Annotated in this window: 15 protein-coding genes; 8 read left to right on the forward strand and 7 right to left on the reverse strand. The window is 63.7% G+C overall.

All coding sequences use genetic code 11. The features are described from left to right. The first annotated feature begins 105 nt into the window (after nucleotides 1–105). Genes mnmG through ACO079_RS00410 form a run of 4 tightly spaced genes read left to right on the forward strand, consistent with a single transcriptional unit; the run spans nucleotide 106 to nucleotide 4,357 of the window. Entirely contained in the window at nucleotides 106–1,986 is a 1,881-nt protein-coding gene (mnmG, locus tag ACO079_RS00395) for a tRNA uridine-5-carboxymethylaminomethyl(34) synthesis enzyme MnmG (RefSeq protein WP_306026004.1), read from the forward strand. Next, a complete protein-coding gene (gene rsmG / locus ACO079_RS00400; RefSeq protein ID WP_306026005.1) occupies nucleotides 1,983–2,639 on the forward strand; it encodes a 16S rRNA (guanine(527)-N(7))-methyltransferase RsmG in 657 nt (218 codons plus the stop codon). The genes mnmG and rsmG overlap by 4 nt, the downstream gene beginning before the upstream one ends. 13 nt (nucleotides 2,640–2,652) lie before the next feature. Next, the gene (locus tag ACO079_RS00405; protein ID WP_306026006.1) at nucleotides 2,653–3,444 is read left to right on the forward strand and encodes a ParA family protein; all 792 of its coding nucleotides are present in this window, start codon (nucleotides 2,653–2,655) and stop codon (nucleotides 3,442–3,444) included. 34 nt (nucleotides 3,445–3,478) lie between these two features. Beyond that, nucleotides 3,479–4,357 (forward strand): ParB/RepB/Spo0J family partition protein, encoded by an 879-nt coding sequence (locus ACO079_RS00410; protein WP_306026007.1) that lies wholly within the window; start codon nucleotides 3,479–3,481, stop codon nucleotides 4,355–4,357. 37 nt (nucleotides 4,358–4,394) lie between these two features. Here the strand turns inward: ACO079_RS00410 and holA are convergent, their stop codons facing one another. The 3 genes from holA to leuS are packed head-to-tail and all read right to left on the reverse strand — an operon-like array spanning nucleotide 4,395 to nucleotide 8,608. Beyond that, the gene (gene holA / locus ACO079_RS00415) at nucleotides 4,395–5,429 is read right to left on the reverse strand and encodes a DNA polymerase III subunit delta (RefSeq protein WP_306026008.1); all 1,035 of its coding nucleotides are present in this window, start codon (nucleotides 5,427–5,429) and stop codon (nucleotides 4,395–4,397) included. Nucleotides 5,430–5,441: 12 nt separating this feature from the next. Beyond that, nucleotides 5,442–5,990: an LPS assembly lipoprotein LptE gene (gene lptE, locus ACO079_RS00420; RefSeq protein ID WP_158585175.1), complete on the reverse strand. Its 549-nt coding sequence runs from the start codon at nucleotides 5,988–5,990 to the stop codon at nucleotides 5,442–5,444. Then, nucleotides 5,990–8,608, reverse strand: coding sequence for a leucine--tRNA ligase (gene leuS, locus ACO079_RS00425; RefSeq protein WP_306026009.1), 2,619 nt, complete (start codon nucleotides 8,606–8,608; stop codon nucleotides 5,990–5,992). Before leuS ends, lptE begins: the two co-directional genes overlap by 1 nt. A 53-nt stretch (nucleotides 8,609–8,661) precedes the next feature. Between leuS and ACO079_RS00430 the strand changes: the two genes are divergently transcribed. Beyond that, nucleotides 8,662–9,432 carry a YggS family pyridoxal phosphate-dependent enzyme gene (locus tag ACO079_RS00430; RefSeq protein ID WP_421788878.1) on the forward strand — a complete coding sequence of 257 codons (771 nt, stop codon included), beginning with the start codon at nucleotides 8,662–8,664 and terminating at the stop codon, nucleotides 9,430–9,432. Nucleotides 9,433–9,556: 124 nt separating this feature from the next. Beyond that, nucleotides 9,557–10,384, forward strand: a complete 828-nt coding sequence (locus tag ACO079_RS00435) for a lytic murein transglycosylase (protein WP_306026010.1) — start codon at nucleotides 9,557–9,559, stop codon at nucleotides 10,382–10,384. Nucleotides 10,385–10,470: 86 nt separating this feature from the next. On the opposite strand, the gene rpmF is transcribed toward ACO079_RS00435, so the two are convergent. Both rpmF and ACO079_RS00445 read right to left on the reverse strand, forming a co-directional pair. Further along, a complete protein-coding gene (gene rpmF / locus ACO079_RS00440; RefSeq protein ID WP_109768345.1) occupies nucleotides 10,471–10,653 on the reverse strand; it encodes a 50S ribosomal protein L32 in 183 nt (60 codons plus the stop codon). A gap of 141 nt (nucleotides 10,654–10,794) precedes the next feature. Next, nucleotides 10,795–11,595, reverse strand: a complete 801-nt coding sequence (locus tag ACO079_RS00445) for a biosynthetic peptidoglycan transglycosylase (RefSeq protein ID WP_109768344.1) — start codon at nucleotides 11,593–11,595, stop codon at nucleotides 10,795–10,797. A 109-nt stretch (nucleotides 11,596–11,704) separates the two neighbouring features. Here ACO079_RS00445 and ACO079_RS00450 point away from each other — a divergent pair, with 109 nt between their 5' ends. Then, nucleotides 11,705–12,610 carry a polyprenyl synthetase family protein gene (locus ACO079_RS00450; RefSeq protein ID WP_306026011.1) on the forward strand — a complete coding sequence of 302 codons (906 nt, stop codon included), beginning with the start codon at nucleotides 11,705–11,707 and terminating at the stop codon, nucleotides 12,608–12,610. Nucleotides 12,611–12,616: 6 nt separating this feature from the next. Here the strand turns inward: ACO079_RS00450 and ACO079_RS00455 are convergent, their stop codons facing one another. After that, a complete protein-coding gene (locus ACO079_RS00455) occupies nucleotides 12,617–13,492 on the reverse strand; it encodes a lytic transglycosylase domain-containing protein (protein ID WP_306026012.1) in 876 nt (291 codons plus the stop codon). Continuing rightward, entirely contained in the window at nucleotides 13,479–14,729 is a 1,251-nt protein-coding gene (gene ispG, locus ACO079_RS00460) for a flavodoxin-dependent (E)-4-hydroxy-3-methylbut-2-enyl-diphosphate synthase (protein ID WP_306026013.1), read from the reverse strand. The genes ACO079_RS00455 and ispG overlap by 14 nt, the downstream gene beginning before the upstream one ends. Before the next feature lie 180 nt (nucleotides 14,730–14,909). Here ispG and ACO079_RS00465 point away from each other — a divergent pair. Next, the coding region (locus ACO079_RS00465; RefSeq protein ID WP_421788882.1) for an SDR family NAD(P)-dependent oxidoreductase at nucleotides 14,910–15,388 on the forward strand (479 nt) is incomplete at its 3' end.

Consider the following 15,388-nt stretch of genomic DNA (forward strand, 5'->3'; position numbering starts at 1 on the left):
CCGCCGTTGTTTCACGTGAAACAGCGGGTGGCTTGACCTCGGCCGTCAATCACGCCATGTGCGGCTGAGAAGACCCTTTACCTGTACTTTTTTGGAGGCTGGCCGATGATGGTCACAGCCTATGATGTCATCATCGTTGGCGGCGGCCATGCTGGCGTCGAGGCGGCGCGTGCGAGTGCTGCGGTCGGGGCGTCGACGGCTCTTGTGACCCACCGTTTTGATACGATCGGTGTCATGTCGTGCAATCCCGCCATTGGCGGTTTGGGCAAAGGGCATCTGGTTCGGGAGATCGACGCGCTGGACGGATTGATGGGCCGGGTCGCGGATGCCGCCGGCATCCAGTTCCGCCTGTTGAACCGCCGGAAGGGGCCGGCCGTGCGCGGTCCGAGGACGCAGGCCGACCGGGCTCTGTATCGCGCCGCCATGCAGAACGAAGTCGGCGCCATCGCCAATCTCGACATAGTCGAGGGAGAGGTGGCCGCTCTGCGCATGCCGGCGCCCGACCGTGTCGAGGGAGTGGTGCTCGCCGACGGCCGGGAATTGACGGCCGGCGCGGTGGTTCTGACGACGGGCACCTTTCTGCGCGGTGTCATCCATATCGGCGACCGGACCATCGCTGCTGGCCGCATGGGCGAGGCACCGAGCAATGCACTGTCCGGCCAGCTGCAGGCGATGAACGTGCCGATCGGCCGTCTGAAGACGGGCACGCCGCCGCGGCTTGACGGTCGCACCATAGCGTGGTCGCAGCTGTCCATGCAGAGCGCAGACGACGATCCGGTGCCGTTCTCGATGCTGACGGAGCGCATCGTCAATCGTCAGATCGAATGCGGCATCACGCGGACGACGGCCGACACGCACGCCGTTGTTCGCGCCAATATCGGTCGTTCGGCGATGTACTCGGGCAAGATCGAAGGGACCGGGCCGCGCTATTGCCCTTCCATCGAAGACAAGATCGTCAAGTTCGGCGATCGCGACGGGCACCAGATCTTTCTCGAACCGGAAGGGTTGAACGATCATACCGTCTACCCGAACGGCATTTCGACATCGCTGCCGGAAGACGTGCAAGCGGCTGCCCTGAAGACGATACCGGGGCTCGAGCACGCAAAGATCCTGCAACCGGGTTATGCGATCGAGTATGATCATGTCGATCCGCGCGCGTTGGATGCCAGCCTGGCGTTGCGCAGCGTGTCGGGCTTTTATCTCGCCGGCCAGATCAACGGCACAACCGGCTACGAGGAAGCGGCGGCGCAAGGGCTTGTGGCGGGCCTGAATGCGGCACGTTTTGCGGCCGGACAGGCGCCGGTCCTGTTCAGCCGAACCGAGAGCTATATCGGAGTGATGCTGGACGATCTGACGTCGCGCGGCGTGTCGGAACCCTATCGCATGTTCACGTCACGCGCCGAATACCGGCTGTCACTGCGGATCGACAATGCGGACATGCGGCTCACGCCGTTGGCGATCGAATCGGGACTGGCGTCCGCAGAACGGCGCGAGCACTTCAACGCCGTGAGGACGGCACTGGATGCTGCCCGCGATTTGAGCCGTTCGGTGACATTGACGCCGCAGGAAGCCAACCGATTCGGCCTCGAAATCAATCACGACGGCGTTCGGCGGTCCGCCTATGATCTGATGGCTTATCCCGACATCACCTTTGATCGGCTCACGTCCATCTGGCCGGAACTCTGCGATATCGATCGGTCGATCGCCGAGCGGCTGGAAATCGAGGCGCAATATGCCGTCTATATGAAGCGCCAGGCCGCAGACATCGCTGCAGTGCGTCGTGACGAGGCGCTGTTGCTGCCCTGCGATCTGTCATTTGACGGCATTGCCGGGCTCTCCAACGAGCTGAAGCAGAAGCTTGCCGAACGCCGCCCCTCGTCGATTGCCGAGGCACAAAGGATCGACGGCATGACGCCCGCGGCGGCCGCACTGCTCATTGCCCATGTCCGGAAACAAGAGTTTCGAACCGACATCGATGCGGCATGAGCGATCCCGATGCGATGCGCGCTGCGCTTTCTTCAGGCCATGATGGCGTCGATGTTTCACGTGAAACGCTGATGCGCATGGCGCAGTTTGCCGATCTGTTCGATGCTTGGTCGAAACGGATCAATCTCGTCGCGGCGTCGACCGGCGGCGATTTCTGGATGCGGCACGTGGCCGACAGTGCGCAGCTGCTGCGACTGAAACCAGACGCCCGCCATTGGTCCGATCTTGGCTCGGGCGGCGGTTTTCCCGGAATTGTGATTGCCATTCTGCTTTCGGAGACCGAAGGCGCGCGTGTCGACCTGATCGAGAGCAACCGAAAGAAGGCGGCGTTCCTGCAGACGGTGCGCGCTGCCTGTGCACCGTGCGCCCGTGTGCATCCCGCCCGCATCGAGGATGCGGTGATGCGCCTGCCGGCACCGGAGGTCATTACGGCGCGTGCCCTGGCACCGCTGGCAGACCTGTTCTCCCTCGCCGAACCCTGGCTGGCGGCCGGCGCGTCCTGCCTGTTTCACAAAGGCCGTGGATATGCCGATGAAGTGGAGGAAAGCCGTGCACATTGGCGATTCGATCTGGTAGTACATGACAGTGTTGCTGCCCCGGACTCGGTCATTTTGGACATCAGCCAGGTCCGGCGGGCGCCCAATTCACACTGAACCGGGGACCGGCATGACCAGTTCACCCAAGGTCATCACCATTGCCAACCAGAAAGGCGGCGTCGGCAAGACGACCACCGCGATCAATCTGGCAACGGCGCTTGCCGCAATCGGCGAGCGGGTGCTGGTGGTCGATGTCGATCCGCAGGGCAATGCCAGCACGGGGCTCGGCATCGATCGGGACGACAGAACCGTGTCAGCCTACGAGATCCTGCTGGGCGAAGCGTCGGTCACCGACGCAGCCATCGCAACCGCCGTTCCCGGGCTGTCGATCGTTCCGTCGACCATGGATCTGCTGGGCATCGAGATGGAAATCGCTTCGGCGTCCGACCGCGTCTTCCGGTTGCGCACGGCCCTTGGTCAGCCGGATGTGCGGCGCTTTTCCTATGTCATCATCGATTGCCCGCCCTCGCTGAACCTTCTGACGCTTAACGCGATGGCGGCCGCGCATTCCGTGCTGGTGCCGCTGCAGTGCGAGTTCTTCGCGCTGGAAGGGCTCAGCCAGCTTCTGAAGACCGTCGATCAGATTCGCGGCTCGGTCAATCCGGGCCTGACCATCCAGGGGATCGTGCTGACCATGTATGACGGCCGCAACAATCTGGCCAACCAAGTGGTGGACGATGTGCGCAGCTATATGGGCGATACCGTCTACACCACGGTAATCCCCCGCAATGTCCGGCTGTCCGAGGCCCCGTCGCACGGCAAGCCGGCCATCCTCTACGATCTGCAATGTGCAGGAAGCCAAGCCTATCTCAACCTGGCGTCGGAAGTCATTCAACGCGAGCGCGGCGCGCGGGCCGCCTGAACGGATTCGAACCCGGAACGATACGGACATCATGATGGCAGATGACAGATCGGACAGGCGGCTGGGCCGCGGACTGGCGGCACTGATCGGCGAGATGGACCAGCCGGTGCAGGCCGCGGCGGCACCCGTTGCCAGCGACCGCAGCGTTCCGATCGAGATGATCGCCCGCAATCCCAACAATCCCAGGCGCACCTTCAGCGACGATGAGCTGGACGATCTTGCCCGATCGATGCGCGATCACGGTGTCATCCAGCCGATCGTCGTGCGCCCCGTGGCGGGAACGGGCGGTGGTGCCTCGCATGAGATCATCGCCGGCGAGCGGCGATGGCGCGCGGCGCAACGTGCTGGGCTCACCGAGGTGCCGGTGATCGTCCGCGAAGTCGACGACCGTTCGGCGCTGGAGCTCGCGATCGTCGAAAACGTCCAGCGCTCCGATCTCAATCCGATCGAGGAGGCGCTTGGCTATCGGCAGCTGATGGACGACCATGGCTACGGGCAGTCGGACCTTGGTGACGTTATCGGCAAAAGCCGCAGCCATGTGGCCAATACGCTGCGCCTGTTGAAACTCCCCGATTCGGTCCAGGCGATGGTTTCGGCAGGCGATTTGTCGGCCGGCCATGCGCGGACGCTGGTAACGGCCGATGATCCGGCCGCTATCGCGCGCAAGATCGTTGCAGAGGGATTGTCCGTGCGCCAGGCAGAGACATTGGCCCAAAAGCCGGTTGGCGACGACGATCGATCCATTGGAAAGCCGGCAAAAGATACCGATCTTGTCGCGCTCGAGAAGACCTTGTCCGATGCGTCAGGCTACCGCGTCGAAATCCAGCCGAAGGCAAAGGGTGGCGAAGTGCGCATTGCCTACCAGTCGCTTGAGCAACTCGACGATCTATGCCGTCTTCTGCAACGCCAATAGATTCCCATTTTGATTCGCGATCGAAACGATCTGAACCCTAACGCCGGCGAGCGCTCTGGACTGTGAGCGCCAGCAACGTCATACGCAGGACGTCGGTTTCGAGGTGTCGCGACTGGCGGGCCTGAAGGACTGCTTCACGCAAACGGCCAAGCCCGGCGCGAATGGCGGGCGCGCTCCATATCGCGACCGCCTGCTCCATTGCCTGGCGGCGCGCGAAGAAGACCGGCGGCCTGGCGTGGGCCACCGCCGCGGCGGGATTTTTCCCCTGCATGTCCATGTCGGCACGGATCCGGTCCAGCGCCTGGAACTGCCGTGTCAGGATCGCGAGCAGCGCCGATGGCGCACCGCCTCCGCTTTCGAATTTCACCACCGCGCGGTCGAGCGCCTTGAGATCGCCCGTCAGCACGGCCATCGAAATGTCGTCAAACCCCAGTGCCGACGCGTCGCCGCAAATGGCCTGCACGTCAGACAGTGTCACCGTTGGCTGGCCGAGCGCATAAAGCGCGATCTTGTCCAGTTCGGCGCGCGAGGCGGCCCGGTCGCCGCCAAGATGATCGATCAGAAAATGACGCGCATCGAGTTCCAGCCGTAGTCCGGCCGCAGAAAATGTGCGGTCGATCAGCTCCTGAAGTGCCCTGTCGTTGTCGGTGTAGCAGGCAATGGCGAGGCCGGCCGCAGCCTTTTCGACCGCCCCGCGCAGGCCGCCCTTCTTGAGATCGCCGGCCTCGACAATGATCATCGTGTCCGCTGGCGGCTCGCCGAGCAGCATGTCGATCTGGCCGAGCAGTGCTCGATCGTTTCCCGCGCCTCGGAGCCAGATCAGCCGGCGGCCGCCAAACATGCCGACCGTGTAGGCTTCATTGACGAGCCGTTCGGGGTCCGCCCCAGGGCTCGCGGCGTCGATGCGAATCGTGCTGAACGGATCGTCCAGCGGCACACCGCTCCCTTTGGCCAGCGCCGAGGCGCGTTCCGACACCAGACCGTGATCCGGCCCGTAGACCAGATAGATCGTGTAGTCGCGATCGGGCCGGGCGATGAAGCGGTCGGCCTCGTGGTTCTTGAGCTGGGCCAAGGTACGCGCGCCTCAGCGGGCGGCGAGCGCCGTCGCCACGACGATCCGGAACCGTTCGGCGAGTTCGGCGGCCGCGCGGTTCTCGGCATCGCGCAAAGCACGCAGATTGGCGAATTCCTGCCGCGTATTGTCGAAGGAGGCGGTTGCCGACCGGGTTTCGGAGGCGATGGTGACGCCGTCCTCGATCCGCGTCAGCGTCAGCGTTCCCGTCAGCGTCACGCGCCTGGCCGTGATGTTGGTCGAGCCGTCCGGCGCCGACACGCGGAAAATGTCAACGGTGGACGATGAAACGGCCAGCGATGCGCGGTGATCGGCCGACGGGTCCACGGAGCCGCCATTGTAGAGCAGGAAGACAAGTTCGTTGCGGACCTGCTGGCTGATCCGGTCATCGACACCATCGACGCTGACCCGGCTGAGCGGCGCTGTCGACACGATGAAGTCTGTCGAGCCGGCATGGTAGAGCGGCTGCACCGTGCAGCCGCCCAGCATCGCCAGCGCGCCCAGCATCGCCGTCCGGCGCGTGACGCTCCATCTCCGGCGTTGATCAGGCGCGATCTTCATCATGCGACTATATTGACGATGCGGCCCGGCACCACAATCACCTTTTTGGGCGCCGCGCCGTTCAAATGGCGCTGCACGGCGTCAAGCTCCAGGGCCGATGCCTCGACGCTGTCCCTTTCCGCATCACGCGCGACCGCGATCTCGCCGCGTTTCTTGCCGTTGATCTGCACCGGCAGGACGATCGTGTCGTCGGCGATCAGCGCCGGATCGAATGCCGGCCAGGGCTCCTTGGCCACCATGTCCGCATGCCCCAGAATGGCCCAGCATTCCTCGGCCACGTGCGGCGCGATCGGCGCCATGATCTGGATAAGGATGGACAGGGCCTCATGGGCTGCCGCCTTGCCGGCCCGATCGTTTCCGCTCCCCGCCCTTTCGATCACAGGGGCGATTGCGTTGACCAGTTCATGGATGCGGGCAATGGCCTTGTTGAAGGCCAGCCGTTCGAAATCCTCGCCCACACCCTCGAGCGCCTTGTGCGCAGCCTTTCGCATAGCCGCGAAATCGCCGTTCGCGGCGGACGGGTCACCGGCCGCGATGGTCGGCGCGGCGCCCGCGACGAGGCGCCAGACACGCTGGATGAAGCGATGCGCGCCCTCGGCGCCCGAATCGGTCCATTCCACGTCACGCTCGGGCGGCGAATCCGAAAGCATGAACCAGCGTGCCGTGTCCGCGCCGAAGCTCTGGGTGATGTCCTCCGGTCCGATCGTGTTCTTCTTGGACTTGGACATTTTTTCGAGCGGCCCGATGGTCACCGGCTTGCCGGTGTCGGCGTCGAAGGCCTTGCGGTTCGAATCATGCCCTTCGATCCGGACCTGACCGGGATCGAGCCAGCCTCCGTCTTCGGACCGGTAGGTCTCGTGGACGACCATGCCTTGGGTGAAAAGCCCCTTGAACGGTTCGTCGACCGCCATGTGCCCAGTGCGGCTCATCGCGCGGGCGAAGAAGCGAGAATAGAGAAGGTGCAAAATGGCGTGCTCGATGCCGCCAATATACTGATCGACGGGCAGCCACGCATTGGCCGCGTCGGGGTCGGTCGGGGCATCCTCGTTCGGCGCGGTGAAGCGCGCGAAGTACCAGGACGAATCGACAAACGTGTCCATCGTGTCGGTTTCGCGGCGCGCGGGCTTTCCGCAGGACGGGCAGTCAACATGTTTCCATGCCGGATGATGGTCCAGCGGATTGCCCGGCCGTTCGAACGTGATATCGTCCGGAAGCGTGACGGGCAATTGCGCCTTCGGCACCGGCACCAGGCCGCAGTCGTCGCAGTGGACGACCGGGATCGGACACCCCCAGTAGCGCTGGCGCGAAATGCCCCAGTCGCGCAGCTTGAACTGTACTTGCCGGTCGCCTTGCGGACGACCGTCCAACTCCATCGCTTCCAGACGGTCGGCAATGGCGGCGAAAGCGTCGGCTGGCGTCATGCCGTCGAGGAACGACGAGTTGATCATCGTGCCGTCGCCGGTCCAGGCCTCCTCGCCGATCGCAAAGTCCTCGGCGTCGGCGTCTGGCGGCAACACGACGGGCACGACCGGCAGGTCGTACTTGCGCGCGAAATCGAGGTCGCGCTGGTCGCCCGAGGGGCAGCCGAAGATCGCGCCGGTGCCGTAGTCCATCAGGACGAAGTTGGCGACGTAGACGGGCAGTTCCCAGTCGGCGTCGAACGGGTGCCGGACCTTGATGCCGGTATCGAACCCTTTCTTCTCGGCTGTTTCCAGCGCGGTGACCGATGTCCCCATGCGGCGGCATTCCTCGCAGAAGGCGGCGAGCGCGGCGTTCGTCTCGGCTGCCTTCCTGGCCAGCGGATGATCGGCTGCGATCGCCATGAAGGACGACCCGAACAGAGTATCGGGCCGGGTCGTATAGACTTCGAGTTCCGTTTCGCCTTCGGGCGCCGTTTCAGGTGTCAGCGCCCAGCGGATCGAAAGGCCCTCGGAGCGCCCGATCCAGTTGCGCTGCATCAGGCGCACCTTGTCCGGCCACCCGTCGAGATCGTCTATGGAATCGAGCAGATCCTGGCTGAAATCGGTGATCTTGAAGACCCATTGAGCCAGTTCGCGCTGCTCGACCTCGGCGCCCGAGCGCCAACCCTTGCCGTCGATCACCTGTTCGTTGGCCAGAACGGTCTGGTCGACCGGGTCCCAATTGACCTTGGAGACACGGCGACCGACGAGGCCGGCTTCGAGGAAATCGACGAACAGCATCTGCTGGCGGTGGTAATAGTCGACATCGCAGGTGGCAAATTCGCGCGACCAGTCGATCGAAAGGCCCATCAGTTTGAGTTGGGCACGCATCGTGCCGATGTTCTGGTAGGTCCAGTCGCGCGGATGAACCTTGTTCTGCATGGCCGCGTTTTCCGCCGGCATGCCGAATGCGTCCCAGCCCATCGGGTGCAGCACATTGTAGCCCATGGCGCGCTTGTGGCGGGCGACGACATCTCCCATCGTATAGTTGCGCGTGTGACCGATATGAATGCGCCCGGACGGATAGGGAAACATCTCGAGGACGTAATATTTCGGCCGGGGATCGGCATTATCGGTCTCGAACAGCCTGGCCTCGTCCCAGGCCTTTTGCCATTTGGGCTCGGATGCGCGCGGATTGTAACGTTCAGGTGTCGTCATCGGGTCAGAGCTGTCCGGTGGGCGGCCATGCGGCTTGAAATCGGAGCATCGGCATGCACTTAAGCTGTCGGATGCGCGCCGGTGTCATGCCGGCAAATGAGTACAGCGTCAACCATGCGGCAGGGGCGGGAAACGTGTCGGATCACCAGCGGAACACATCGGACCTGACCTCGGCGGATCGCTTCGACACCGTCGTCGCAGCTGTCGCCACGGCCGCGCGGACGGCAGGGCGTACCCCGGAAGCCGTCACGCTCGTTGCCGTCAGCAAGACGTTCGATGCCGATGCCATCCGACCCGTTCTTGAACGGGGTCATCGCGTGTTCGGCGAGAACCGCGTCCAGGAGGCGGCGGGCAAATGGCCGGGCCTGCGCGAAACCTATGATGACATCGAACTTCACCTGATCGGTCCCCTGCAGTCGAACAAGGCCGCCGAGGCCGTTGCCCTGTTCGACGTGATCGAAAGCGTCGACCGCGAGAAGATCGCCAGGGCGCTGGCCAAAGAGATGGTCAAACAAGGCCGCAGTCCGAGGCTTTATGTGCAGGTGAACACCGGCGAGGAGCCGCAAAAGGCAGGCATCGCGCCACCCGACGCAGCGGTCTTCGTTGCCAAATGCCGCGACGAGCTTGGTCTCGAGATCGAGGGGTTGATGTGCATTCCGCCGTTGGACGAAAATCCGGGGCCGCATTTTGCGCTTCTCAAGAAACTGGCTGCCGAATGCGGTGTCGCGCGCTTGTCGATGGGCATGTCGGGCGATTTCGAGACCGCAATCGTCTTTGGCGCGACCAGCGTCCGCGTCGGATCGGCCATATTCGGCACCCGATGAAGGCGGTTTCATTTTTTTGCAGTGTTTGTGACTGACTTTCTTGAGCGAATCCGGCAATGTGCGCCGGGGCGGAGCTCCGCGACGGCCAGTCCGGAGCATTCCTTTACAGATAAGGGAGTTTCACATGACACCGAAATGGGTCCGGTTGGGTGTAGGGCTTGTATTGGCTGGCGTACTCGCAACGGCGCCGGCACATGCGGCGCGATGCATCACCAGCCAAGGCCAGTTCGAGGCCTACAAGCAGGCGCTCGCCCAGCAGGCCGCATCGGCCGGGGTCGGCCAGCGCGGCATGCAGGCCCTGCAGCAATCCGGGATTTCGGGGATTACATGGCGCTTCGAATCCAACCCCTCCTCCCAGACCGGAACCCGCTATCGGAGCCCGGAACAGTTTCTCAGAAGCCGCTTTTCAAGCGTCAACTCGTTCGTTTCGGGGGCAAAGCGCCGTCTGGGCCAGAAAGCCGGCCTGTTTCAGGCGCTTGAACGCCAGTATGGCGTGCCCGGCTCGATCCTCGTTGCGATCTGGGGTTATGAGACATCCTGGGGCGGCTATACGGGCGACACGCCGATCGTCAGCGGCGCGGTGACGCTCGCATCCTACTGCCGGCGCCACCCGCGGTTCGAGGACGATGCGATCGCCGCGCTGAAGCTCGTCGATCGCGGCGTCATCTCGGGCAACAGCCGTGGCGGACCGTCCGGTGAACTGGGCCACATGCAGTTTCTGGCGGGCAACTGGATCCGGTTCGCGGTCGATGGCAGCGGAGACGGGCGCGCCGATCCCAACAATTCCGCCGACGCGCTGGCGACCGCGGCCAACATGCTGCGCCGCAATGGCTGGCGCGCCGGCCAGCCCTTCACCGAGGGATCGCGCAATTTCCGTGTGCTTTCGGCTTGGAACGACAGCGGCAATTACCAGCGTGCCATTGCCTATGCGGCAAGCCTGATCGACCAGTAGGCGTCTCAGTCGGCTCTACAAGCCGCCAACACAAAAACCCGCGCCGGCCGAAGCCAGCGCGGGTTTTTTCAGACCACGCGAAAGACCTAGTCTTCCTTGGGGGCGAGGACCTGACGGCCGCGATACATGCCGGTCTTCAGATCGACATGGTGCGGTCGGCGCAATTCGCCCGATGCCTTGTCCTCGACATAGGCCGGGTTCTTCAGCGCGTCGGTCGAACGGCGCATGCCGCGCTTGGCGCGGGTGACCTTCCTCTTGGGTACAGCCATTTTCGTTTCTCCAGATATCGGCGCAGCAGTGTGACCTGACCGGTGACCGGTCCGTCACATACCGTCATGCGCGGAAAAGTGGGTGGCCTATACACAATCGCTACGGGTTTTGGAAGATGGCGCCCCGCGTTTTTTGGCGCCTTACCGGGGCAGGCATCCGACATAGGCGCCCGACTGCGCGGCACGCCGCTGGACGATGTCGGCCACCCTTTGCATGCCGGCGCCAGGGCGGGCCGGATCGCGGACATGGGGGTTGGGCAGCGTGACCGCCAAAAGGGCCGATTGGCGGTTTGTCAGTCCATCGGGCGCTCGGCCGAAATGATGAGCGGCGCCGGCCTTGATGCCGAACTGGCCGCTCGGGCCCCATTCGGCGATGTTCAGATAGATCTCCATGATCCGCTCTTTGGGCAGGACCAGATCGATCCAGATCGCAAGCGGCACCTCCAGGCCTTTGCGGATGAAGGATCGGCCGCTCCAAAGAAACAGGTTCTTGGCCGTCTGCATGGTGATGGTCGATGCGCCGCGTACGCGCTCGCCCTCCAGCGCATCTCCGACCACCGCCTGCAACTCACGCAAATCCACCCCGTGATGGGCGCAGAACTGGCCGTCCTCGGACATCATCACAGACTGATAAAGGCGCGGCGTGACATCGTCGATCTCCACCCATTGCCGGTCGACCGGCTGCAGCGTGATCATTCGAGACAGCATCAGCGTCGATACCGGGCGTACGACCTCCATGCGGTAGACAAGCGTGAGCAGCAGCGGCAACGCTGCCAGGACAAACAGTGTGACGAGAGGATAGAAAACCCAACGCCGCCGAAGAAGGGACCGGCGCTTTGAGGCGCGCTTTGCCTCAGCTGCCCTCTTTCGGTCGGAACCGGCCGGCGCTGCGCCGCGTGCCGCCTTGCCGGCCGTCTTCGATGTCGCTTTGGCTCGGCTCACCTGATCATGGTCCCGGCTGCTTGGTTGCGCTGCGGCGACTGAGGACGATCAATCGCCTGCATGTACAAGGCTTATTGCAGATCGGAGACGAAAACGCCAAAAGCAAGCCATGTCCGATCATGATGCCTTCCGTCAGTCCCTTTCCGATCGCGCAGTCCTTGTCGAGGCGTTTCTCGACACGCAATTGTCGGCCGGCCCGCGCGATCACGAAACCGAGCGGCCCGAGCGATTGCTGGCGGCGATGCGTCATGCAGTTCTCAATGGCGGAAAAAGACTGCGGCCGTTTCTCCTGTTCGAAGTCAACGCGCTTCTGGGCGGTTCGGACGATGCCGTTCTCGGAGCGGCGGCCGGGCTCGAGCTCGTGCACTGCTATTCGCTGGTTCATGACGATCTGCCGTCGATGGATGACGACGATCTGCGTCGCGGCCAGCCCACCGTGCATCGCAAATTCGATGAGGCGACGGCAATCCTTGCGGGCGATGCGCTTGTGACGCTGGCGTTCGATCTGACCATATCGGGCTCGGCTGGATTGCCGGCCGAGAGGCGCAGCGAACTGGTGTTGCTTCTGGCCCGCTCGGCGGGGCTCGGCGGGATGGTCGGCGGGCAAATGCTCGATCTGTCGCTCGAGCATGGCGATGCTGCGTCCGACATGATCACGACCATCCATGCCATGAAGACGGGCGCGCTGATCCGCTATGCATGCGAAGCCGGTGCGATCGCGGCCGGCGGGACAGAGAGGGCGCGCATGCGCCGCTTCGGCGAAGTGATTGGGCTGGCGTTTCAACTGGCCGACGATCTTCTGGACGTGACCGCCGACAGTGCCGCGATGGGCAAGGCGACGGGCAAGGACGCCGCTGCCGGAAAGCAGACGCTGGTCGGCATGCACGGTGTCGATTGGGCCCGCGCCCGGCTCGATGCCCATGTCGCGGAAGCCGAAGCGTTGCTCGCGCCTTTCGGTGCCCGGGCCGCGGTTCTGTGCGGCGCCGCACGCTTCATCGCCTACCGTACAAATTAGCCGGATTCAGTTCCTCTTGATGACACAGGCGCTGCCGGCGGCCCGCAGCCGCCCGCAGATCGCATTGGCTTCGATCCGCGAATCCGCGCCGATCCGCACCGCGTAAATCGGTTTCGGTCCGAGCGGGCTCCTGTGGCGTCCGATATTAACCGGCAAACCGGCCAGCAGCGTGCTGTGTCTGCGCTTGATTCGGTCCCACTGCCGCATCACGGCCGCGCGCCTGTAACCGCCGGCAACCTGCACGCCCCATGGCTTGACCGGAGCCTGGGCCAGGCCGGCAACGCCGAACCCCGCCGCCGATGCCATCCGCACGCATGATTCGCCGAAGGGTTTTCCCTCCTCAAGAGGATGGTCGCGGATCTCGCGGCGTCGTTCGATGAAAATCTCGGCGGGTTCACCGGTGATCGACAGTACGTAATCCTCGGTTTCAAGCGGCAGCGTCGAAGCACCCACCAGCCAACGATCGATGCGCGCCTCGCCGGCATTGTACGCTGCGGCGGCAAGGCCGAGATTGCCGAACTGCAGACGCAGCGCGGCAAGGTAGGTCGCGGAGGCGGGCAAGGCCTCAGTCGGGTCGAAACTGTTGTCGAGGCCGCGCCGTTCGGCGGTCGCCGGCATGAACTGGGCGATGCCCTCGGCGCCCTTGGGGGACACGGCCAGCGCATCGAACCGGCTTTCCTTCCAGATCAGGCGGGCAAAAAAGGCCGGCGGCAGACCGTTGCGGTGCGCTTCGCGTTCGATCAGCGAACAAATCGCTCCGTGATCGACTTCTTCGAACGAGTCATCTTCGATTGCCCAACTTGTTGCGGTGGCGAAACAAGTCAACAGCGCCGCAATGAGCGACGAAGCTACAGGCTTTGGCTTGACCTCAAGCGGCGGCATCCTTGCCGCCTTCGCCGAAGCGTGCCTCGATATAGTCGGTGACCATTGCCTCGAACTTGCCCGCAATGTCGTCGCCGCGCAGCGTGGCGGCCTTCTTGCCGTCGACGAAGACCGGCGCGGCGGGTGTTTCGCCCGTGCCCGGCAGCGAAATGCCGATGTCGGCGTGCTTGGATTCTCCCGGTCCGTTGACGATGCAGCCCATGACCGCGACCTTGAGCTCCTCTACGCCTGGATATTTTTGGCGCCAGACGGGCATGTTGCGCCGAAGATCGTCCTCGATCTTGCGGGCCAGTTCCTGAAACACCGTCGATGTCGTACGGCCGCAGCCTGGGCAGGCGGCAACAAGCGGTACGAACTGCCGGAATCCCATGGACTGGAGCAACTCCTGCGCGACCTGAACTTCCTTGGTGCGGTCGCCGCCGGGCTCCGGCGTCAGGGAAATGCGGATCGTGTCGCCGATACCCTGTTGGAGCAGAACGGCAAGCGCCGCCGAGGAGGCGACGATGCCCTTGGACCCCATGCCGGCTTCCGTCAGGCCCAGATGCAGGGCGTGGTCGCAGCGCGCTGCCAGGTCGGTGTAGACGGCGATCAGGTCCTGAACGCGCGAAACCTTTGCCGACAAAAGGATCTTGTTGCGCGGCAACCCGGTCTGTTCGGCGAGTTCGGCCGACAGCAGTGCCGACCGGACGATGGCTTCCCGCGTCACCTCATCGGCGGACATCGGGAAACCCTTCTTCTGATTTTCGTCCATCAGGCGTGTCAGCAGTTCCTGGTCCAGCGAGCCCCAATTGACGCCGATGCGCACGGGCTTGTCATGACGGATCGCCATTTCGACGATCTCGATGAACTGCCGGTCGCGCTTGTCCCTGAAGCCGACATTGCCCGGATTGATGCGGTATTTGGCCAGCGCCTCGGCACAGGCCGGATGATCGGCCAGAAGCTTGTGGCCGATGTAATGGAAGTCGCCGACGAGCGGCACGTCATGGCCAAGCCGCTCCAGCCGTTCGCGAATTCTCGGCACGGCGGCGGCGCTTTCGTCGCGGTCGACAGTGATGCGGACCACTTCCGATCCGGCTCTGTGCAGCGCGGCACACTGGGCGACCGTCGCGTCGATATCGGCGGTATCGGTGTTGGTCATGGACTGGACCATGACCGGTGCATCGCCGCCGACGACGACGCCGCCGACATTGACGGGAACCGATTTTCGTCTCGGAAGAGGAGCTGCCAAAGTGTTCATGACGGTTTCTTGTTTGATCCGCTCCGGTTCTAGCGGCTTCGATGACGCGCCGCAATCGGCGCCGTCTTGGCGGCCGGCTGGCGGCGGCAAACTGTCATCACAATCATGCCAGGGCGATGACAAGCCTTTATCGCCGGCCTATGTTGCACCGCAACGACAGCATCGCAAACGGGGACAAGCATGGCCAGCGACGCACTCAAGACCGCCATCGTCACGGGTTCCAATTCCGGTATCGGGTTGGGCATAGCCCGGGCGCTCGCCGCCGAAGGGCACAATGTGGTGCTCAATTCCTACACCGATACGGACGATGATCATGCGCTGGCCAGGGAGATCGCCGCGAGCGCCGGCAATGAGACCGTGTACATCCAGGCAGACCTCTCGAAAGCCGATCAATCGCGCATGCTGGTGGACAAGGCGGCCGAACGTTTCGGATCGGTCGACATCCTCGTCAACAATGCCGGCATCCAGCATGTGGCGCCGGTCGAGGAGTTTCCGACGGAGAAATGGGACGCGATCATCGCAATCAATCTGTCGTCGGCTTTCCACACGGCGGCGGCGACCATTCCGATGATGAAGAACAAGGGCTGGGGCCGGATCGTCAACATCGCCTCGGCGCACGGGCTGACGGCTTCGCCGTACAAGTCGGCCTATATCGCCGC

Origin of the sequence: Hyphobacterium sp. (genome assembly GCF_965228115.1) — a bacterium.
GTDB lineage: Bacteria > Pseudomonadota > Alphaproteobacteria > Caulobacterales > Maricaulaceae > Hyphobacterium.

What these genes read in the sequence shown, in the direction of transcription:
- mnmG (WP_306026004.1), top strand. Translation starts at nt 106, where the DNA reads ATGATGGTCACAGCCTATGATGTCATCATCGTTGGCGGCGGCCATGCT.
- rsmG (WP_306026005.1), top strand. Translation starts at nt 1,983, where the DNA reads ATGAGCGATCCCGATGCGATGCGCGCTGCGCTTTCTTCAGGCCATGAT.
- ACO079_RS00405 (WP_306026006.1), top strand. Translation starts at nt 2,653, where the DNA reads ATGACCAGTTCACCCAAGGTCATCACCATTGCCAACCAGAAAGGCGGC.
- ACO079_RS00410 (WP_306026007.1), top strand. Translation starts at nt 3,479, where the DNA reads ATGGCAGATGACAGATCGGACAGGCGGCTGGGCCGCGGACTGGCGGCA.
- lptE (WP_158585175.1), bottom strand. Translation starts at nt 5,990, where the DNA reads ATGAAGATCGCGCCTGATCAACGCCGGAGATGGAGCGTCACGCGCCGG.
- leuS (WP_306026009.1), bottom strand. Translation starts at nt 8,608, where the DNA reads ATGACGACACCTGAACGTTACAATCCGCGCGCATCCGAGCCCAAATGG.
- ACO079_RS00430 (WP_421788878.1), top strand. Translation starts at nt 8,662, where the DNA reads ATGCACTTAAGCTGTCGGATGCGCGCCGGTGTCATGCCGGCAAATGAG.
- ACO079_RS00435 (WP_306026010.1), top strand. Translation starts at nt 9,557, where the DNA reads ATGACACCGAAATGGGTCCGGTTGGGTGTAGGGCTTGTATTGGCTGGC.
- rpmF (WP_109768345.1), bottom strand. Translation starts at nt 10,653, where the DNA reads ATGGCTGTACCCAAGAGGAAGGTCACCCGCGCCAAGCGCGGCATGCGC.
- ACO079_RS00450 (WP_306026011.1), top strand. Translation starts at nt 11,705, where the DNA reads ATGTCCGATCATGATGCCTTCCGTCAGTCCCTTTCCGATCGCGCAGTC.
- ACO079_RS00455 (WP_306026012.1), bottom strand. Translation starts at nt 13,492, where the DNA reads ATGCCGCCGCTTGAGGTCAAGCCAAAGCCTGTAGCTTCGTCGCTCATT.
- ispG (WP_306026013.1), bottom strand. Translation starts at nt 14,729, where the DNA reads ATGAACACTTTGGCAGCTCCTCTTCCGAGACGAAAATCGGTTCCCGTC.